The 20,363-nt window shown below is 33.5% G+C and carries 20 protein-coding genes and 1 pseudogene; 4 read left to right on the forward strand and 17 right to left on the reverse strand.

What is annotated here, in order from left to right; all coding sequences use genetic code 11:
* Positions 1–273: 273 nt before the first annotated feature.
* Positions 274–696, forward strand: coding sequence for a YaaR family protein (locus AB8U03_RS02600; RefSeq protein ID WP_369702963.1), 423 nt, complete (start codon positions 274–276; stop codon positions 694–696).
* A 109-nt stretch (positions 697–805) separates the two neighbouring features.
* Here AB8U03_RS02600 and AB8U03_RS02605 read toward each other — a convergent pair whose 3' ends face one another.
* Positions 806–2,077, reverse strand: coding sequence for a M14 family metallopeptidase (locus tag AB8U03_RS02605; protein WP_369702964.1), 1,272 nt, complete (start codon positions 2,075–2,077; stop codon positions 806–808).
* 96 nt (positions 2,078–2,173) lie between these two features.
* Positions 2,174–2,677, reverse strand: a complete 504-nt coding sequence (locus tag AB8U03_RS02610; RefSeq protein ID WP_369702965.1) for a gamma carbonic anhydrase family protein — start codon at positions 2,675–2,677, stop codon at positions 2,174–2,176.
* Positions 2,678–2,999: 322 nt separating this feature from the next.
* On the opposite strand from AB8U03_RS02610, the gene AB8U03_RS02615 reads away from it, so the two are divergent.
* Positions 3,000–6,041: a vitamin B12-dependent ribonucleotide reductase gene (locus AB8U03_RS02615; RefSeq protein WP_369702966.1), complete on the forward strand. Its 3,042-nt coding sequence runs from the start codon at positions 3,000–3,002 to the stop codon at positions 6,039–6,041.
* Positions 6,042–6,191: 150 nt separating this feature from the next.
* On the opposite strand, the gene AB8U03_RS02620 is transcribed toward AB8U03_RS02615, so the two are convergent.
* The 15 genes and pseudogenes from AB8U03_RS02620 to AB8U03_RS02690 all read right to left on the reverse strand — a co-directional run bounded on the left by AB8U03_RS02620 (position 6,192) and on the right by AB8U03_RS02690 (position 19,224).
* Positions 6,192–6,902: a DUF1638 domain-containing protein gene (locus AB8U03_RS02620; RefSeq protein ID WP_369702967.1), complete on the reverse strand. Its 711-nt coding sequence runs from the start codon at positions 6,900–6,902 to the stop codon at positions 6,192–6,194.
* A 38-nt stretch (positions 6,903–6,940) separates the two neighbouring features.
* Positions 6,941–7,639: a GntR family transcriptional regulator gene (locus tag AB8U03_RS02625; RefSeq protein WP_369703028.1), complete on the reverse strand. Its 699-nt coding sequence runs from the start codon at positions 7,637–7,639 to the stop codon at positions 6,941–6,943.
* A 17-nt stretch (positions 7,640–7,656) separates the two neighbouring features.
* Positions 7,657–8,310, reverse strand: a complete 654-nt coding sequence (locus AB8U03_RS02630) for a cobalamin B12-binding domain-containing protein (protein ID WP_369702968.1) — start codon at positions 8,308–8,310, stop codon at positions 7,657–7,659.
* 295 nt (positions 8,311–8,605) lie between these two features.
* On the reverse strand, positions 8,606–9,964 hold the full coding sequence (locus tag AB8U03_RS02635) for a uroporphyrinogen decarboxylase family protein (RefSeq protein WP_369702969.1): 1,359 nt from the start codon (positions 9,962–9,964) through the stop codon (positions 8,606–8,608).
* A 1-nt stretch (position 9,965) separates the two neighbouring features.
* The gene (locus AB8U03_RS02640; RefSeq protein WP_369702970.1) at positions 9,966–10,601 is read right to left on the reverse strand and encodes a cobalamin B12-binding domain-containing protein; all 636 of its coding nucleotides are present in this window, start codon (positions 10,599–10,601) and stop codon (positions 9,966–9,968) included.
* A 159-nt stretch (positions 10,602–10,760) separates the two neighbouring features.
* A complete protein-coding gene (locus AB8U03_RS02645) occupies positions 10,761–10,943 on the reverse strand; it encodes a hypothetical protein (protein WP_407064932.1) in 183 nt (60 codons plus the stop codon).
* Between the two features lie 144 nt (positions 10,944–11,087).
* Positions 11,088–11,537, reverse strand: a complete 450-nt coding sequence (locus tag AB8U03_RS02650) for an MFS transporter (protein WP_369702972.1) — start codon at positions 11,535–11,537, stop codon at positions 11,088–11,090.
* 122 nt (positions 11,538–11,659) lie between these two features.
* Positions 11,660–13,021: a uroporphyrinogen decarboxylase family protein gene (locus AB8U03_RS02655; protein ID WP_369702973.1), complete on the reverse strand. Its 1,362-nt coding sequence runs from the start codon at positions 13,019–13,021 to the stop codon at positions 11,660–11,662.
* A 46-nt stretch (positions 13,022–13,067) separates the two neighbouring features.
* Complete coding sequence (locus tag AB8U03_RS02660; protein WP_369702974.1) at positions 13,068–14,261, reverse strand: MFS transporter; 1,194 nt, start codon at positions 14,259–14,261, stop codon at positions 13,068–13,070.
* 349 nt (positions 14,262–14,610) lie between these two features.
* Positions 14,611–14,754, reverse strand: coding sequence for a hypothetical protein (locus AB8U03_RS02665; protein WP_369702975.1), 144 nt, complete (start codon positions 14,752–14,754; stop codon positions 14,611–14,613).
* Positions 14,755–14,766: 12 nt separating this feature from the next.
* The gene (locus AB8U03_RS02670) at positions 14,767–15,921 is read right to left on the reverse strand and encodes a uroporphyrinogen decarboxylase/cobalamine-independent methonine synthase family protein (RefSeq protein ID WP_369702976.1); all 1,155 of its coding nucleotides are present in this window, start codon (positions 15,919–15,921) and stop codon (positions 14,767–14,769) included.
* A gap of 1 nt (position 15,922) precedes the next feature.
* Positions 15,923–16,658: pseudogene (locus AB8U03_RS02675) on the reverse strand (cobalamin B12-binding domain-containing protein).
* A 70-nt stretch (positions 16,659–16,728) separates the two neighbouring features.
* Positions 16,729–17,538, reverse strand: a complete 810-nt coding sequence (locus tag AB8U03_RS02680) for a methyltetrahydrofolate cobalamin methyltransferase (protein WP_369702977.1) — start codon at positions 17,536–17,538, stop codon at positions 16,729–16,731.
* Between the two features lie 209 nt (positions 17,539–17,747).
* Positions 17,748–18,122, reverse strand: a complete 375-nt coding sequence (locus AB8U03_RS02685; protein ID WP_369702978.1) for a hypothetical protein — start codon at positions 18,120–18,122, stop codon at positions 17,748–17,750.
* 130 nt (positions 18,123–18,252) lie between these two features.
* Complete coding sequence (locus AB8U03_RS02690) at positions 18,253–19,224, reverse strand: asparagine synthetase A (protein ID WP_369702979.1); 972 nt, start codon at positions 19,222–19,224, stop codon at positions 18,253–18,255.
* A gap of 315 nt (positions 19,225–19,539) precedes the next feature.
* Between AB8U03_RS02690 and AB8U03_RS02695 the strand changes: the two genes are divergently transcribed.
* Positions 19,540–20,025, forward strand: coding sequence for an Lrp/AsnC ligand binding domain-containing protein (locus AB8U03_RS02695; protein WP_369702980.1), 486 nt, complete (start codon positions 19,540–19,542; stop codon positions 20,023–20,025).
* 85 nt (positions 20,026–20,110) lie between these two features.
* On the forward strand, positions 20,111–20,326 hold the full coding sequence (locus AB8U03_RS02700; RefSeq protein ID WP_369702981.1) for a DUF378 domain-containing protein: 216 nt from the start codon (positions 20,111–20,113) through the stop codon (positions 20,324–20,326).
* The last annotated feature ends 37 nt before the right edge of the window (positions 20,327–20,363 follow it).

Below are 20,363 nucleotides of genomic sequence, written 5' to 3' on the forward strand. Positions count from 1 at the left end.
CAAGAATCACTTTATTAGATATATATTACATATATGGTTATTGCTTATGATAAAATTATACTATATAGGATGAAAAAGCTCAATATATAATCACTTGTTTTATATAATGTGGTATTATTAACTGTATTATATTATTAAACTCAGTACCTTTTATTTATTTTTAATACAAATTTTAATACAATTCACTATGTTTTTATTAAAATATTATATATAATGAATATAATATATAATATTTAATCATCGATATTTTAAATAAAAATTCGGAGGTATATTATGGAAATTTCTAGAATTGGTGGAACCTCTCCTCATTCTTCAAGTAATAAAAATATAAAAGTAAAAAAAGATTTTTCCCAGAGTTTTAACTCTCAAATGGAAAAAAAATCAGAAGATCAACTTAAAAATATGTTTGATAATATTAAAAAGAAAGGGAATAGATTATCTGTAACCAAATGTTACACAGATGTTAAACTTTATAAAAAGATGATAAAAGAATATCTGGAATCGGTTTTAAAATACATGTACAATGTGAAAAAAGATATAAGTTTCTGGCAGACACAATATTTTATAACAGTGGACACTATAGATAAAAAGCTGGAGGATCTTACTGAGATGCTTATGAACGATCAGAAGAAAAACTTGGATGTGGCCGCTACCATAGATGATATAAGTGGTCTTCTAGTGGATATATATAAATAAAGTTTAGGGTCAAGAGTTTTAGATGATTTCTTCCATTAAAACTATATAACATCAAAAATTATCCATAACTCTTAACCTTTCATTTTTACTTTCTAACTTAAATAAATTGTTATATGACTGAGGCCAGCAGAAGGAGTTCTTCATTTTCATTATATATTTCATCAAATTGACTTATAGGAAGAGGATTAGTTCCCCTGCCTACTTCTATAGTAAATCCGGGTTTCCCATGATATTCTATAAACCAGTCCTTGTATCCTGAATAAGATGTTATACCAGTAGTCTCCTCCATAGTATACCCGCTTACACTGGAAAACATTTCCGCTATTCTCCTTGATTCTGGAGGAGTCAATGCATTATACTGCCAATAAATAACCCGTCCCTGACTATGATAAGCCAATACCAGTCTAAAATTATGGCTATTTGTAAATCTTACCATTGTCCTGGTTTCCGGTTCTGATTCAACATAAGGTCCTGAATATCTGGTAGGTCCCGGACCATACACACCATAAGAAGGTTCTGCCTCCTTTGAAAGCTGCCAGTTTGCATTATAATTATGATTAATATCAACCCCTCTGTTATTTGCTTCCCAATCTTTAGAGAAATCAGTACTACCACTATTCCATCTTATAAGATCCCTGTAAAAAGGATTGTCACTGGTTAATCCATTCAAAACAAGCTCTACTCCATCAGGGTTTACCATAGGTACTATATATATGCTGCTCCTGCTCCATATATCCCCTATATTGTATCCTCTTATATTTCTACCTTCAGAATAGGCTCTTGCAAAATTTTCTATAAATTTCATCAAAAGTGGAGTTGTTATCCACTCTAAAGCATGATGGGAACCATTATAGGATACCTGATTGTCCCCTACTCCAAGCCTCACATAATATAACTGTCTTCCAAGTACACTTTGTCCGGCACTTCCTACAGTCATAAATGGATATCTGGCTTCCAGTCCCATCAAATCCGTTTCCAGTACATTGTAAGTATAATTTATATTTGTATTCACTACATCCATGCTATAGGGTACTTTAATTGTGCTTCCTGGAATCAGACCCAAAGGTTCTATCAGCGGATTAGCTGTTATTATTTTATAAACTTGAGTCCCATATTTTTTACTTATGCTGTATAATGTATCTCCCGTTCTAATGATGTAATTATCATACCCCAGCATGAAACTTCTAAGTATCCTATAAGTATCCGGTCCTATTATTCCATCTGGCAGCAGACCATTGTTTCTCTGAAAGTCTTTAACTGCACCTTCAGTTTGTATGCCATACATTCCATCTATGGGTCCCGGATTGTATCCTGCCTTTTCTAAAGTAGCTTGTATCTGCATCACCTGATTATTTTTGGAACCTAATTTAAAATTGGGCATATTCAATCTCCAAATATTATTAACACTATATTTTATACTTAACTTATAAAATAAGTGATTAAATATTATCTGTGGACTCTATCCTTTAATAGCACACTACTTGTAGTTTTCAGCCTTTTTAATATACCCCTCTGCTGAATTCCTTAGAAAATTTTTTTCCTCTTCCGTAAGCTCTCTCACAACCTTTGCCGGTGATCCCATACACATCACTCCAGATGGTATCTTTTTATTCTTAGTTACAAGGCTCCCAGCTCCTATAATGGTCAATTCCCCAATTTCGGCATTATCTAAAATTATGGATCCCATACCAATTAAAGAATACTTTCCGACTTTACCTCCATGTATTATTGCATTATGTCCCACAGTGACATATTCTCCTATTTCTACGGGATTCATTCCTCCGCTGGTGTGAAGGGTACAATTATCCTGTACATTACTTCCTTTTCCCACATATATATAATTCACATCACCCCTGAGTACGGCTCCAAACCATATACTGGCTTTTTCATGAATTTTTACTTTTCCTATAATTTCTGCATTATCTGCTATAAAACAATCTTTATCTATTTCCGGCATGTAATTTTGAAATTTTCTTATCATATGACTTAATCTCCTTCGTATTGATATTTATTTATATTTTAACACTAATTATAAACTACTTGGAGTTGAATGAGGAAGTATTTTATAAGTTTATCTATCATAAAGTATAAATAAACTTATAAAAAGCATTCTATTTAAAAATCAGGGTGAAATATGCCATATATATAAATTGAACTTTTATGAAATATATAATATAATAAATAAGCACTATATGTAGTACTTATTTATTTAAATAAGTACTACATATAGTATTTGCTCTTTGAATATACATACAAAATATATAATTTCGATACAATAACTTATACAAGGAGGTAAATTATAATTGGATAGTATAAAGGACTTGTTCAAAAGATATTATACAAAATCCCTTGAAAAAAACAATAATAAAACAGTATATGATTTATTTAAATGGAAAAAAACAGATGTGTTTTTAAAAGATCATAAAACCCATAAAGTTCTGGTAGATATGAAAGATCTAGAATTTCCAGAGCAATATTCTCAAAATGCCTGTGACATAATAGCCTCTAAATACTTTAGAAAAGCTGGTGTTCCAGGAAAGCTCGGCTATGAAAACAGTATGAAATCAGTAGCCCACAGAATGGTAAATTTTTGGCGTGAATCTTTAAAAGATGAAGGATTGATAAAAACAGAAGAAGAAAGTTCTATTTTTTATGATGAATGTGTGTATGGACTTTTAAATCAAATGTATGCTCCTAATTCTCCTCAATGGTTCAATACAGGTCTTAAATTATCCTATGGCATAAAAGGTGTAAAACAGGGAAATTACTATTTTGATGATACCCTTAATAAAGTAATGGAATGTGAGGATAGTTATACCAGGACTCAGGCCTCTGCCTGTTTTATATTATCTATTGAAGATAAACTTTTAGGCCGCCATTCCATATCCGATCAATTTGTAACAGAAACAAAGTTATTTAAAGGTGGATCCGGAACCGGTACTAATTTTTCCACCATAAGAGCAAAAGGTGAAAAATTATCTGGAGGCGGCTCATCCTCAGGACTTATGAGTTTTTTAAAAGCATTGGACAGAAATGCAGGTGCCATTAAATCCGGGGGCACTACAAGAAGAGCTGCCAAAATGGTGTGTCTGGATGTAAATCATCCTGAAATCATGGATTTCATAAGCTGGAAATCAAAAGAAGAGGATAAGGTAAGGGCTCTTGGCAAAATGGGATACGATATGGATATTGATGGTGAGGCTTACGAAACTGTTTCGGGTCAAAACAGCAATAATTCAGTAAGATTTTCCAACGGCTTTATGGGTAAAGTAGACAGGTTAAAGGCAAATCCCGATGAGACCATTAATCTTACAGGGAGAGTTGACTCCAAAGTGGCAAAAACAGAAAAAGTAAAAAAAATTTGGGATATCTTTAATACATCTGCCTGGAAATGTGCAGATCCTGCCCCTCAATTTAGTGATACTTTTAATGCCTGGCACACATGCCCTGCTGGAGAAGACGGAAAAGTAAATGCTTCTTATAACAGTATTAATTCTACAAACCCCTGCGGTGAGTACGCTTTTTTAGATAATACTTCCTGTAATCTTGCTTCTATAAATATATATAAATTTTATGATACAGATAAAGATATTTTTGATATAAAAGGATATTTGCATATAATTAGCCTGGTTCAGTTAATTCTTGAATCCTCTATACATTGGGGACAGTTTCCTACTGAAGACATAGCAAGAAAAACTCATCTTTTTAGAACCACAGGACTTGGTATATCCAATATAGCATCATTATTTATGGTTATGGGCTATCCTTATGACTCAAATGAAGCCAGAACGCTGGCAGCTTCACTGGTGGGAATACTCACGGGTCAGTCCTACTATGTATCCTCTCTTATGGCAAAAGAGGTAGGATCTTTTGAAAAGTTTCAAATAAATAAGCCTTATATGATGAAAGTGCTTAGAAATCATGCTAGAGCAGCTTCTGTAGATATGGAATCATTTTCAAAAACCATAGGCTCCAGCTTTTCAAATGAATTTGAAGGATTAAATTATACCCCTTTAAAAGTAGATCATGAACTTCTGAAAATACAGAATCTATCCTATATAGGAGATAAATTGAAGAGCTGCTGGATAGATGCACTTAAAAGCGGTGCCAAATTTGGCTATAGAAATGCTCAAGTTACAGTTATAGCACCTACTGGCACTATATCTTTTGCCATGGACTGTGGTGCTACTTCAATAGAACCATTTTTTAGTCATATCGTCTATAAAAAATTATCTGGCGGCGGATTTATGACAATTATAAATCCGGTGATAACTATAGCTTTAAAAAAGCTTGGTTACACCACTGAACAAATAGAAGATATATTATCTTATGTACTTGAAAAAGAAACTGTAACTGAAAATGATTTTACTTACGAAAAAATACTTGATGGCAAAATAGAAGGCGCTCCTCACTTAAAAGATGAACATCTTGATATATTTGACACTTCAAATAAATGCGGCAGCGGTGAAAGGTATATTGATCCTATGGGACACGTAAAAATGGTAGCCTCCATAACCCCCCTTATATCAGGCTCAGTGTCTAAAACTGTAAATTTGCCCAAAAATGCTTCCATACAGGACTTTAAAGATGTAATCTTATCCTCCTGGAAACTTGGAATTAAAGGTATTGCTCTATACAGGGATTCTTCTAAAGCGGCCCAGCCTTTAAATACAAGTTTATCTGCCTCGGACAACATAAGGCTGGAAGACTTAACCTATAATCAACTTTTAAACAAGGCCAGAGATCTGCAAAAGGGGGTAAAATATTCCAAAAGGGATAAACCTGTGGGAATCCGCATGGGAACAACCCATCCTGCGCAAATAGATGATGTGAAAATATATACCACAGTGAACAGATCCTCCAGCGGAGAAATATCTGAAATATATATAACTACAGATAGAGAAGGAACTATAATAATGGGACTTTTGAATTCTCTGTCTAAGGCAATATCCGTAATGCTCCAGTATCACGTTCCAGCACAGGATATATCCAGGATGCTGCGAGGCCAGAAATATGAGCCCTATGGATTTGTTCAAAAACACCCTTATATAAAATACGTATCCTCTATATCAGATCTTGTAAGTAAGATAATAGATATAGAACTTGGAGATTTCTCCAAATGTCAAGTTAAACCTGAAAATTATGACAAAGACAGTTTGATTTTAGGTAATTCTTCCACTGAATTAAATTCTCAAAAAATTAATACTACTGAAATCAGATCAAAAAAAATAGATGGAGAAAGAATATATGGTTCAACCTGTCCTAATTGTTCCAGCACTAGAATGGTGAGAAACGGCACCTGCATGGTTTGCCTTGACTGTGGTTCCACTACAGGCTGCAGCTAAGCAGAGAACCTAAATCTTTGATTTGACGTGAATCGCTTACTCCGCTGACCAAAGGGCGGAGGAGTTTCTCATATTAGAACCTGAATCTTTGATTTGGTGTGAATTACTTACTCATAACAAGCAGTTGACAGCAAATACACTGTCAACTGTTTATATTTTATTATTGATTATGCACTGCTCATTATTTAAAGGCTGCTCATCTGTATCATAAATACGTTCCATTGTAACCGTTTCACCTGGATTTATAATTATAAACTCCTTGTCATTCCAGGGACCTGTCAAAAGCTTTTTAATATATTCAAGTGTTCCAGGCAATACTTCATATTGTAATTTCAATTCTTCTGCTATTTTTTTTGTTTTTTCTAAGTAACTTTCAAGATCATATGCTCCAGTTTCTATAACTCCCAATCTCTTATAATGTTTAAAAATTATACTATAAATTTTTTCCGCTTTTTTCTTTCCATAACGTTTTACCGCATCCTGATATTCAACCCATATATTTCTTTCAGATTCCAGCCATCCTTTAGTTAAAAAATAAGTTCCACTGCCGCCAGCCAATTCATTACGTCTTTTGCAAGATCCTAAAAGCAAAGTAATGCAATCATCCACCCGTGGAAACACCATACGGTAAGTTGGAGGTTTAAGCCCAATTATAGAATTTCCGCAATACCCAAAAGCCAAAATAACTTGATCTACATTTGATATATGGTTTAATTCATGTTGCAAACACTCCTTTAAAGAATCAGGCTGCAGGTGAAGACCAGACTCTATCCACAATACGGGATAATTACATTTGATTTCATTCACTATTTTTTTTAATTCATCTTCAATAGTACGACAAGCTACAATCAAAGTATTCATTTTTAACTTTCATCCCCCTTTTACCTGTATTTTCAATATTATTTGCTAACTCCATGTAATTTAATATAATCTCCACGAAAATAGGTTATCCCAAGTCCAATAGGCCTATCTTCAATATCATATAATTTTTGTTCTACTACAAACAGGGCAATTTCATCATATATATGAAGCAATTTTTTCGTTCTTTCTTCCGGAACCTTTGCATATATGATAAGTTCCTTATTTAAATCATACAGAGAAGTCCTGTTGGATATCATTTCAGGGAAAGTGGCATTTTCAATTTCGTTTTCCACAATAGGAACCCCCCTCTGATATAGCAGGTACTTGATATCATAGGCCATAGGCTCTTCTTCAGTGTAAAACAGCCTTCGAATCATTATAACTTTTTTATTCTTGCTAATTTGAAGGTTGCCGGCTAATTCCTCATCAGGGAAAATAATATCTACAGATAAAAGTTCTATCTTATCCACATTATTAATTAGGTTATTCATTTCATCATAAACAAAAATATATTTATTATAATCTGGCTTTTTTACAAAATAACCTTTTCCAGGAATGGAATATATATACCCCTCATTTGATAAAATGGAAAGTCCCTTCCTTACTGTCATCCTACTGGTGTCATACTCATTACACAAAGTTGTTTCAGAAGGCAAATCATCACCTGGATTTAGTTCGCCGCTGCTAATTTTATTTCGTATATCCTCAACAATTTTAACATATATTGGACTCTTCATCATCTTGCTACTCCTTACTATTCTTCCCTCATCCATTTTAAACATATTTTAGTCCCAGTAGAAGCATCATTGGAAAAATCATCTGTCCCAATATACTTGCTTATATCCGAATTCATGTGATTGGCACCTGCAATAATTTTAACCCTGTTTCTTATTCCTGCTTTCACAAGAGCTCTTATTACATCTCTCATAGTCTCTATGGTATTTGTAAGTGCGGCGCTCATGGCTACAATATCGGGTTTGTTTTCCTTTACAGCTCTCACAAATTCCTCTTTTGGCACATCTACACCTAAATCGATTACTTCAAATCCATTGGCCTCCAGCATACCTTTAAAAATATCTTTTCCAATATCATGAATGTCACCTTTTACTGTTCCCAGAACTACTTTTCCTACACCTTTATCTTTATTCTGGAGAAAGTGTTGTTTCATTTTATCCAATTCTAAAATTCTTCTAAAAATAAGTCCTGAAAGTATTAAATCCGCTATATAATAATTTTTATCTTCGTATAATTTTCCAACCTTCTCCATGCCTATATTGACAGTTTCCAATAGGGCTACCGGATCCATTCCCTTGTTCAAAGCTTCAGCAGCAAGCTTTATTACTGCTTCTTCATCCAATTGTTCTACATGTTTTACAATCAACTTTTTCAATTCCGTGAGGTTATCCATCTTTTCCTCCATTGACACTTAATATAATTAAAAGCAACCTATTTAATTGCCCTTTAAACAATAGCCTTACATCAAAATTAAACATATCTATTCTAATTATAATATTAGAATTGCAAAATGTTTTTGTCAATACTAGTCAGATATTATATGAAGAAATTATGTGAATATTAATGAATTTTCAGGCAATTTTTAAAGCAGATACACTTCTTTTTTTGAGTTCTAACTCAAAGTCCGGAAGTGTATCTCTTTAAATTAGATATAGTATAATTTTTCAAATACTGTTTTATTTCTATATCTACAATAATAGATAAATCAAATACTGGAATATTGCTTCTTCAAATCCCTGAAGTTTTGCCTTTCCAAACTCAGATACCTTAGGGTGCTTTTCCCTATACTGTTCCCAGGTCCTATAATACTTGCTTTCAAGTTTTCTTGAAGGAAGAACTTTATAGTCATTTTTGTTAAATTGCATTCCTGCTGTTTCCCCAGCATCGCTATAAGCTGCATGATCATGAACATATTCTGTAACAGCACAGAAATTTTCCATATTGACATCACTAAGTGATAGTGGTTGTTTATCCATTCCAAAAATATATTTTCCACCAGGAGCTAGTATATCTATTACTTCCTTGGCCTTGTCTACACATTCTTCCTTGGTATGAGTTAAAAGTGTTAACATTGGATACAACCCTGTTATGATGTGTTTCTTCCCGAGTTTTTCTTTGATCTTTTTAATGTCACCATATTCAAACATCATGGTTGTATCCGTAGGTAGTTCATACAGATAATCAAGATACCTGGTCCAGTCATCTTCACAGAATATATTACAATGTATTCCCATTGAAGCATATTCATCAAGTAATCTTTTAAAGCTCGGCCACCACAGTTTTGCAAAATCCTTTTCACGCATGAATGTGGGCATATGAAGAGGTAGAAATACTGAACCATAATTTGATATCTGTGTTGGCATACCTTTTTTAAGCACTATTGGATAAAGTGCTTCGCATGCTTCTGCTACCTTTTCAGGAGTTCTCCTTATATCTACACTTATACCTTTGAAACTTCTGAGCTGGTCTGCAAGAAAATCAAATGGAGCTTCAGTGAACCCGCCTGACATTAGTCCACCTGCATAATATCCATATTTTCTATTCATCTTATCAATAACCATGCCCAATTCCATAAAATCGCCGTTATATCCCATCAGACTCTTGGCAAAACTTATGGCCATGTTCATAGGTTCTGCCTGGAGTGCCTTGTACTGCCTTGGTATTACCCTTTCAATCAGACAGTCATAGGGCTTTTCGATAAGATAATCATAATCCTCAGGAAGCATTCCTGTTACTTCTGGATGCTGTATGAATCCATTTGATCCCATTACAAAGGATTGTGATTCAAGTGCCTGATAGAATGAAGGATATCTAAGTGACCCACCACACGGACATACATCAGAATATAAGGTCTGACAGAGTTTATCTATTGTTTCTTCAACTATAGTGGGTTTCCATTGAGCTTCTACCAGGTCAATTTTGCCAAGTTGTGCTGTTGGCTCAAATGGCAGGGAAATATTAACAGGTACTCTCTTTGGTATTTTATCATCATATACGTCATGAAATAAAGAAGTTCTTTCCTCTTGTATTTTCCTTACATCTTCCATATTAGTTCACCCACCCTTGACAAATTTTTACGCCCTCTGCAGCATTTGTTGTAAAGGCATCTGCTCTTACATGTTCACAAGCTTCTTTTGTAACAGGATTTCCGCCAATTATTATCTTTACCTTGTCCTTTATATTTGCCTTTTCAAATTCATCAATTATATTTTTCATGGAATCGATGGCAAGAGTGAGTACTCCACTCATTCCCACAACCTGTGGCTTAACTTCATTTATTTTATCTATAAAGGATGATGCGGGCTGATCTATTCCTATATCATATACTTCAAACCCTGCCGCCTCTGCCATGCTCTTGAATATATTCTTCCCTATATCATGCAGGTCTCCCTGTACTGTACCTAAGACAATAGTTCCTACTTTCTTGGAGCTTCCGGATCCTATAACAGGCTTTAATATATCAATGGCATTTGTGAGAAGTTCTCCTGCAAAAATAAGATCTCCTACAAAGTATTCATTTTTGTCAAACAAGTCTCCTACTATTCCCATGCCATCCTGACATGCGTTTACCACTTTTTGCGCCTCTTCCTCGCTGGGATTTGACCCCACAAATTCCTTGAGTACTTCAAATACCTTGTCTTCATCCAGATCTCCCACTGCTTGTGTTAACAATTTATAATCCATAACCTTTCCCTCCTAAAATTATACATATATAATATATTAACTCTATAACATATGGATTAGCAATTTTACAGCTGCTTCAATTTCTTCAGTTGTTTTTGCCCCCATATATTCTTTGGCAATTTTTTGCAATATTTCTTTATTGGCCATATTTTACCTCCTTTAATAACTTTCATATTTATTCACAAAATCATTTACTTTCTTGAGATTTTCAGCTTTACCATCAGCCGGACTTATCATTGATTTATCTGTGCCAAATATATATCCTCCATCAACAGCTATTTCATCAATTAGCATTTTAGCGTGATTAATGCACTGTTCTTTAGTTCCAATATAAAGCGTCAAAGTAGGGAACCCCCCCTGTATGCACATCCTGTCTCCCAGCTTTTTTAACAACCCTGATATACCGTTTTGTATAATTCTTTTATACACTCACTCATATAATCTAATCCCCCCAATAGATAAATTTATTTTATGAATTAAAGCAATTCAATCCTTTTCTACAGAACTCATTGAAGAACTGACATCGTTTTCTTTTGGTTTTAATACAGTAATAATAGCATATATTACAGCAAATGAAGCATAACATATCATACCAAAAACAAACGGAAATCTGTCACTGGCAATACTAAATAAAGATTCTATCAGTGAAAAGAAAAATACCGATAAAAAACCGCCTATTACAAATAAAATTATACCTATAACTGCAAGTGTTTTGTATTTTAACTTACTTCCAGCCAATTTGCCTGTTAAAAGTGAAAATGGAACCAAAACCAAGGGAGGAAGTGTAGCAATTAGCATAATCAACGTAGGGCTCACATTTGGAAAAGCCTGTGCAATACTTGCAAGTGCAGGAGAGGTTGCCCCTATCCCCATTATTAACAGTCCTGTAGCCATTATAGCAATTATAGCCTTTGTCTTGTTAATATTATTATCCATTATATCTTCCTATCCTTTCACTTTTATTATAACTTTTTTATTATAACTTTGACTAATAACCCTTTATGATCGCTATTGGTTGTTAAATAATCTCCCATGTCTACATTTTTTATACAATTTTATCAGACTAACAAATACATTAGGTACTGAAATATCATCTCCTCAAATCCTTGAAGTTTTGCTCGTCCAAGCTCAGACACTTGAGGATGTTTTTCTTTGTATTGTTGCCATGTACTATAATACTTGCTCTCAAGTTTTCTAGAAGGCATTGCTTTATAGTCGTTTTTATCAAATTGCATTCCTGCTGTTTCTCCTGCATTGCTGTAATATGCATGGTCACGAACATATTCTGTAACTGCACAGAAATTTTCCATGTTGACATCCTTAAGTGATAGTGGCTGCTTATCTACTCCAAACATATATTTTCCACCAGGAGCTAATATATCTATCATCTCTTTGGCTTTATCTATACATTCTTCTTTCGTATGAGTTAAAAGCATCGACATCGGATACAACCCTGTTATAATGTGTTTCTTCCCAAGTTTTTCTTTGATTTTTTTGATATCACCATATTCAAACATCATGATTGTATCTGTAGGCAGTTCATACAGATAATCAAGATACCTGCTCCAGTCATCTTCACAGAATATAGAGCAGTGGATTCCCATTGATGCATATTCGTCAAGCATCCTTTTAAAACTCGGCCACCATAGTTTTGCGAAATCCTTTTCACGCATGAATGTAGGCATATGAAGAGGCATCCCAACTGATCCATAGTTTGATATCTGTACAGGCATACCCTTTTTCAGCACTATTGGATAAAGGGCCTCACATGCTTCTGCAACTTTTTCAGGTCTTCTCCTTATATCCCCACTTATGCCTTTGAAACCTCTGAGCTGATCTGCCAGGAAATCAAATGGGGCTTCAGTAAAACCACCTCCACCAAAAGGTGCACCTGGATAGTATCCGTATTTTTCATTCATTTCTCCAAGGATACTTCCTAATTCCGTAAAATCGCCGTTATATTCCATCAAACTTTTGGCAAAACTTATGGTCATATTCATAGGTTCTGCCTGGAGAGCCTTATGCTGCCTTGGTATTACCCTTTCAAGAAGGCAGTCATAGGGCTTTTCAATAAGATAATCATAATCTTCAGGAAGCATTCCTGTTACTTCTGGATGCTGTATGAATCCATTTGATCCCATTACAAATGACTGGGATTCAAGTTCCTGATAGAAAGATGGGTATCTCATGCTTCCACAACATGGGCACACATCAGAATACAGGGTTTGACAAAGCTTATCTATAGCCTTTTCAGCTATGGATGCTTTCCATTGGGCTTCTACCAGGTCAATTCTTCCAAATTGTGCTGCGGGTTCAAATGGAATAGAAATATTCATCGGCACTCTTTTAGGTATCTTATTATCACATATATCATGAAATAAATTAATTCTTTCCTCCTGTAATTTTTTAACATCTGTCATGTATTACTCACCTATCCTTTACAAATTTATTTTTAATTTATATTTTTTACACATTAGCATATTTTTTTTTCTTAGATTGGCTTATAACAAAAATTCCATATATCACTGCAAAGATGACAAAACATATCGATCCAAAAACAAAAGGGAATCTATCGGCTGTTATATGAAACAAAGACTCCACAAGTGAAAAGAAAAACGCTGATAAAAAACCACCTAAATTCATAAACGCCATTACCAATCCCATAACCATTGCTCTTCCTTCAGGACGCACTGCAAGACCTGCATAATACATAACCCCAGGAGCTATAAGTCCGGCACCAACTCCAAATACAGTTGTACCTATATTAAAGAACATTAAACCGCCGCCTATTCCTATTATTATAAATACGTATCCTATTGCACAAAAAACCAGCGACAAAGTAATTACATACCTCTTAATTTTCTGAACTATTTTTCCAAAAATTGCACCTCCAATCATGCTTCCAACCGTCCACATTGTAAGCGTGACTCCCGCGGTTGCTGCAGTGCCATAATTATTTTTAAGTATCAGCCCAGATATTCCCGTTAACATTGGATAAGTTAGAAGTATGAATATAAGATAAAATATAGCCCACATATAAACTATGATATTCATCTTTACTTTTTCTGGAGTATTACCTGATTCTTTTTCCTGTGATATTGAAGGTTCTGGTAACATCAATACAACTATAATTAAAACCGCAATACCTATGAGATAAATGAGAAATGTATCTCTCCAATTAATGGCACAAAGCAGCCCACCTACTATTTGAAATACTATTCCTCCTACACTAGCAATGACATTTGAAATTCCCATCAGGTTTTCTCTCTCATGGCCACTAAAAAGATTCATAATAAGAGCTCCACTTAAAGGTGTAATAAATCCCAGTCCAACTCCCAATAAAGCTCTCATAAACAAAATAACTATAAAATTACTTAGAAAATATGGTACTGTACCGCCTATTACAAAAAAAATTATACCTATAACTGCAAGTGTCTTATATTTTGCCTTACTCCCGGCTAATCTACCGGTTAAAATTGAAAACGGAACCAAAACTAATGGCGGAAGTGTGGCAATTAACATAATCAGTGTAGAAGTTATATCGGGAAAAGCACCTCCAATACTTGCAAGTGCCGGAGAAGTTGCCCCAACACCCATCATCAAGAATGCTACAGCCATTATGGAAATTATAGCCTTTGTCTTGTTAATGTTAGTATTCATTATATTTTCTCCCTTCCAATGAATTATTATAAAATTATTTAAAATATTCAGCTAATTTAAAAGACAGATACCTCATGCTTCCTTTAAATCCTCCACTGCTTTTGATTTGGAAACAAAAATAGCATATATTACAACAAATGCAACAAAGCATATTATACCGAAAACAAACGGGAATCTATCACTGGTTATACTAAATAAAGATTCAATAAGTGAAAAGAAAAGTGCTAAATGGATACACTCCTGTTGAATTTTAAATTCAGTGCTATAAGTGTATCCATTAGATGAAATAAATTTAGCTTAAACTTAATATTCAATAAGAAAATTATAATCCTGATAAAAATAACTTTTTCTACATCAATAAATTGATAATAAACATAAACATCATTTCTTCATACTGCTGCATTTTAGGAGCCATTTTTTCCCCAAGCTTTTCATCAATTTCAGGATGTTCTGTTTTATATTCTTCCCATGTCTTATAATATTCTGTTTCCATAGCAAATCCCTCCTAATAATCAGTATTCTCAGCTACATATTCTAATACCGCTTGTAGATTTTCAATTTTAACGCTATCTGTAGTTATAATAGCCTTATCAAAACCAAACATATATTTTCCACCTGGTGCAAGAATGTCTATAAGTTCCTTGGCTTTATCTATACACTGTTCCTTTGTTCCTGTTTTCAATATGGAAATCGGATAAAAGCCTGTAAGAATATGTTTTTTCCCTAACTTTTCTTTCATAAGCTTAGGATCTCCATATTCAAACCACATTCTAGTATTTTCAGGCAATTCATACAGATAATCCACATAACGTGTCCAATCATTTTCAACAAACAGCAATGATGGCTGGCCAGCTGCTGCCAACTGTTCAATTTCCTTTTTAAAACTCGGCCAGTATAACTTTTCAAAGTCCTTATCACGAATATATGGTGCCATGTGTAATGGAATAAAAGTACCACCATATTTTGAAGGAGATGCAGGTATTCCCCCCTTTACCATTATTGGAGTTACAGCTTCACAAGCTGCTGCTACTTTGTCGGCACGTCTTCTTATATCACCTGTTATACCTTTGAATCCTCTCAATTGATCAGACAGGAAATCAAAAGGTGCTTCGACAAATCCAGTAAAATATCCTATAGAAGAATAACCATATTTTTGAATCAGCTTTCCATAAAGTACCTCCGCATTTGTAAATTCATCATAAAATGCTTTAAAAGCCTTTGCCATTACAAGGGAACTTTGAATTGGATTGGTGTTCAGTTCAGTATAAATTCTAGGCAATATCTTTTCCATAATACAATTATATGGTGATTTAATAAATTCATCATACTCTTCAGCTTCCAATCCGTTGATCTCTGGATGCTGTAAAAAGCCACTGGAACTCATTACAAAATTTCTAGCCCCTAAAATTCTATAATATGAGGGAAACCTAATGGCCTGTGCAGGAAGTACATCGGAAATAAAATTTTCACATACTTTTTCAAATATTCCTTCAAGCATAGAAGTGTCCCATTGTGCTTCTGCTAAATCCTTACCTGCATACTGTATGCAAAATTCAAGAGGAAAATTTACATTGATTGGTACTCTTTTGGGAACCTTTCTATCAAATAGATCCCTAAATAATTGAGTCCTCTCCTGTGCCAAAGTTTTTATGTCTGTCATATTAGCTCACCCACCCTTGACAAATTTTTACACCTTCTGCAGCATTTGTTGTAAAAGCATCTGCTCGTACATGTTGGCAAGCTTCTTTTGTAACAGGATTTCCGCCAATTATTATCTTCACCTTGTCCTTTATACTTGCTTTTTCAAATTCATCAATTATATTTTTCATGGAATCGATTGCAAGAGTGAGTACTCCGCTCATTCCCACAACCTGTGGTTTAACTTCCTTTATTTTATCTATAAAGGCTGATGCGGGCTGATCTATGCCTATATCGTATACTTCAAAGCCTGCCGCTTCTGCCATGCTCTTGAATATATTTTTACCTATATCATGCAGGTCTCCCTGTACTGTACCTAAGACAATAGTTCCTACTTTCTTGGAGCTTCCGGATCCTATAACAGGCTTTAATATGTCAATGGCATTGGTAAGAAGTTCTCCTGCAAAAATAAGATCTCCTACAAAATATTCATTTTTGTCAAACAAGTCTCCTACTATCCCCATGCCATCCTGNGTCAATGGCATTGGTAAGAAGTTCTCCTGCAAAAATAAGATCTCCTACAAAATATTCATTTTTGTCAAACAAGTCTCCTACTATCCCCATGCCATCCTGACATGCATTCACCACTTTTTGTGCTTCTTCCTCGCTTGGATTTGAACCCACAAATTCTTTAAGTGTTTCAAATACCTTGTCTTCGTCCAAATCCCCTACTGCTTGTGTTAACAATTTATAATCCATAACCTTTCCCTCCTAATAAATTATTTATAATTAAATTTTATTAAAGTACCTGATGAATACTTGCCGAAACTTACTTTTCTTTTAAAGGTCCAATTTTATTTTTTCTATACGCATTAGAAAACTTTCTGCAGTACTTATCTTTTCCCATCAATGCTTCAGTTGCAAGAAGTGCAGTCATTATTCCCCTATTGCAGGGATCCATAATAGCAGAATCCATGCCCATAAAAGTTGCAAGAGTTAAAAAATTTTGATTTACAAATTTTCTAAGGGGCATACCAAAAGAAATATTACTTAAACCTGAGGTAATTTTAATAGTAGGATACATGGACTTTATGGATTTCATCGCTTCAATAAAATCCAACAGGGAAGTACTTTCTGTAGGAAGTGCCATTACAAGCGGATCTATGTGTATTCTGTCAGGTTTTATATCATATTTTTGTGCTTCTTCCACTAAATCCCTAGCTATGTTAATCTTTGTTTTCACATCGGATGGAATACCATTATTGTCACAGGTAAGCGCAATTACCTGCCAATCTGTACCCTTGATTATAGGATATATAATATTACATTTGTCACCTTCTTTTGATACAGAATTTATTAATCCCGACCTTTTTGCATATTTAAAAGCAGCTTCAATGGTTCTTGGATTAGGACTATCTATGGATAGAGGTTTGTCCGTAGCTCCCTGAACAATATCTATAAGCCACTTCAACGTTTCAAGTTCAACTTCGGGAGAAGTACTTGCACATACGTCAATATAATCTGCCCCTGCTTCCGCCTGCTGAACTGCACGATTTCTAATAAACTCTTCATCTTTATTTTCTATAGCTTTTTTCACACTTGGAATTGTTCCATTAATCTTTTCTCCAATGATAATCATTTAAAAACCTCCATTCTATGTTTTTAATAGATAAGTACTTGTATATACTAGTTATTTATATGTTAATTTTATTATATATATGCATCTACAATTTGTCAACGATTTCATAGAAATATTTTAAATGTTCAGAACACTACAGATTGCATATAAAAAAATCATCATATGCAATGATGATTTTTTTATATGGCCTATTAAACTTATATGTAAAATTACTTTTTATTTCTCTTGTTATTGCTTTTTTTATGGTTTGCCCTGCTTGGTTTGGCCTTAGGTCTTATTTTTATATTTTTCTCAACTTTTTTTCCCATATTGTATATAGCCCCGCTTTTCAAATCTATAAACCATAAAAATAAAATCAAAAATGCAGCAGAAGATACATACTGCCATACGGTTCCATTCAAATTATATTTAAAATAAGCAGCTACAGCTGATGGTAAAATAAAAGATGCTATAGATAATATGAGAATCAACCATTTATTAGGATGAAATTTATATAGCACGTGAGATTTCAGGAAATTATATACTACTAAAAATATTACTGCAATAAACAGTATCTGTAATATTACACTTAACCACAAAGGCATTTTATTACCCTCCCTTAAATTTATCTGTCTTTTATATTATCATATACTTTACAATTTATATCAATACCTTTTAATATATAAAATAATAAAAAAGCTGTTGACAATACATGTTTGTCAACAACTCCGGTTATTAAAATAAATAAGTTTGTCCTGGTTTTCTTGTAAATACAGTAACATCATCAATTTCTTTTTGCTGGCATACAAATCTTGTCATTCTCTCAACTCCAAAACCAGCTCCTGCAGTCTTGGGAATTTTTCCATCCTTTGCAAGTTGAATATAATTTCTAAAAGCACCTTCATCTACATCAAGCTCTCTCATTCTAGTTAGTATTCTGTCATACTTGTACTCTCTTTCTCCTCCACTTAGACCTTCTATATATCCTCTTGGCCATATCAAATCATAGTTTCTATATGTGCCTGGTTTTTCCAAATCTTCAGCATCATAAAATTCTCTTTTATGGTTAATAAGCCAGAAAGGTTGAGTTGCTTCTGCTGAAGCCCTTTCTTCAAAATCATCCCCATATTTTGCTTTAAGTTCCTGAGTAGTATATCTTTTAAATGGTATACTTATATCAAGGTGCGAAGTCCCAATACCTAAAGCTTTAAACTCATCTACACATTCCTTTTTTACATAGTCAAACACATATTTCATAAGCCCTTCTTCAAATTCAAATATGTCATCCATATCTGCATTTTTGAATTCAAGGTCAACCTGTGTGAATTCAAACAAATGCCTCTTGTCTCCCTCTTCTTGTTGCTCAAGTCTCACGTTTGGAGACACTATATATATTTTATCAAGATAAGGGCTTGACAACATTATTTGTTTATGAAATATCATTGATTTCGTTATATCAAATTTTTGCCCTTCATATTTTACCTCACATTCTTCCACATCATGATTTAAAGTATCCGTAATAGGTGCTATCATAAGCGGCATTATTCTGGTTATTTCTTTTTTATACATATATTCATCCACTGCCTTCAATATAGCTTGCTGTACACGAAGTATATAAGGCAACTCTTTTCTTCCTATTTTCTCTAATGCTTTATCTAAAACCTCTAATTCCTTTTTTCTCTCATCTTTCAATACATATGTTTTCATACATATATGACCTCCTTCAAATAATTTATATAAATTTAATACTCATTTACTATTTTCTGTTTTTCATTAACAATATAATAATACTTTTTTATATATATTGCAATATTAATAATAAAATTTGTATTTGTTTATTAATTTTATATTTAGATATGTTATTGCTTAATAATTTATAAATTATTAAGCAATGATAACGTTTTAAATTATTAATTTAATAAAAATTTCTGGTATAATATTATGTAGGGGAAGTGAAAATCAAAAAAATATAATAATTTAAGATTATATGAGAAGCAAATAAATTGCAAAGGAGGAATTCAATTGAGCTTAAAAGTTTCCGGTTTGGATGATTTAGACCTTCAAATTATTGATATCCTTTTAAAGGATTCTAGAACTCCTTATCTAGAAGTGGCTAGAAAATGCCATGTAAGTGGCGGGACTATACACGTTAGAATGAAGAAAATGCAGGACATGAATATAATAAAAGGTACTAAACTTTTAATAGATAATTCCAAAATTGGTTATGATGTATGTGGTTTTATTGGCATTTATTTAGATAAGGCCAAGTCATTTAAGAGTACGCTTGAGCAATTGGAGAGTATAAAAGAAATTGTGGAAATTCACTACACTACTGGAGTTTATTCTATTTTTATAAAAGTAATATGCAAAAATATAACAGATTTGCAGAATCTACTTATGAACAAAATTCAATCTGTTGACGGAATACAGAGGACTGATACCATAATATCCCTATTCCAACCTGTAGATAGAAGTGTAAATATAGACATATTAAGTAACGAAAATTAATTTTTCATCTTCTTTTTATTTTACCTTATAAATTTTATAAAATTTGCAAATAATATTCTATATAAAATAGAAAGGAGATGTGAATATGAGGACATTAGATATTATTTCATTAATATTGGTTGTAGTAGGTGCTCTTAATTGGGGTTTAATTGGATTTTTTAGATATGATCTTATAGCATCACTATTTGGTACGATGTCTTCCTTTACGAGAATACTGTATGCACTAGTAGGCTTAGGAGGATTATATGCTCTTACGTTTTTTGGAAAAGAAACGGAGAATAGAGACACAAAAGAAGTTTAGATACCAAAAAGTGGAAAGCTCTTTAAATCAACTTTCC

This window comes from Clostridium moutaii, assembly GCF_041205085.1.
GTDB lineage: Bacteria > Bacillota > Clostridia > Clostridiales > Clostridiaceae > Clostridium_B > Clostridium_B moutaii.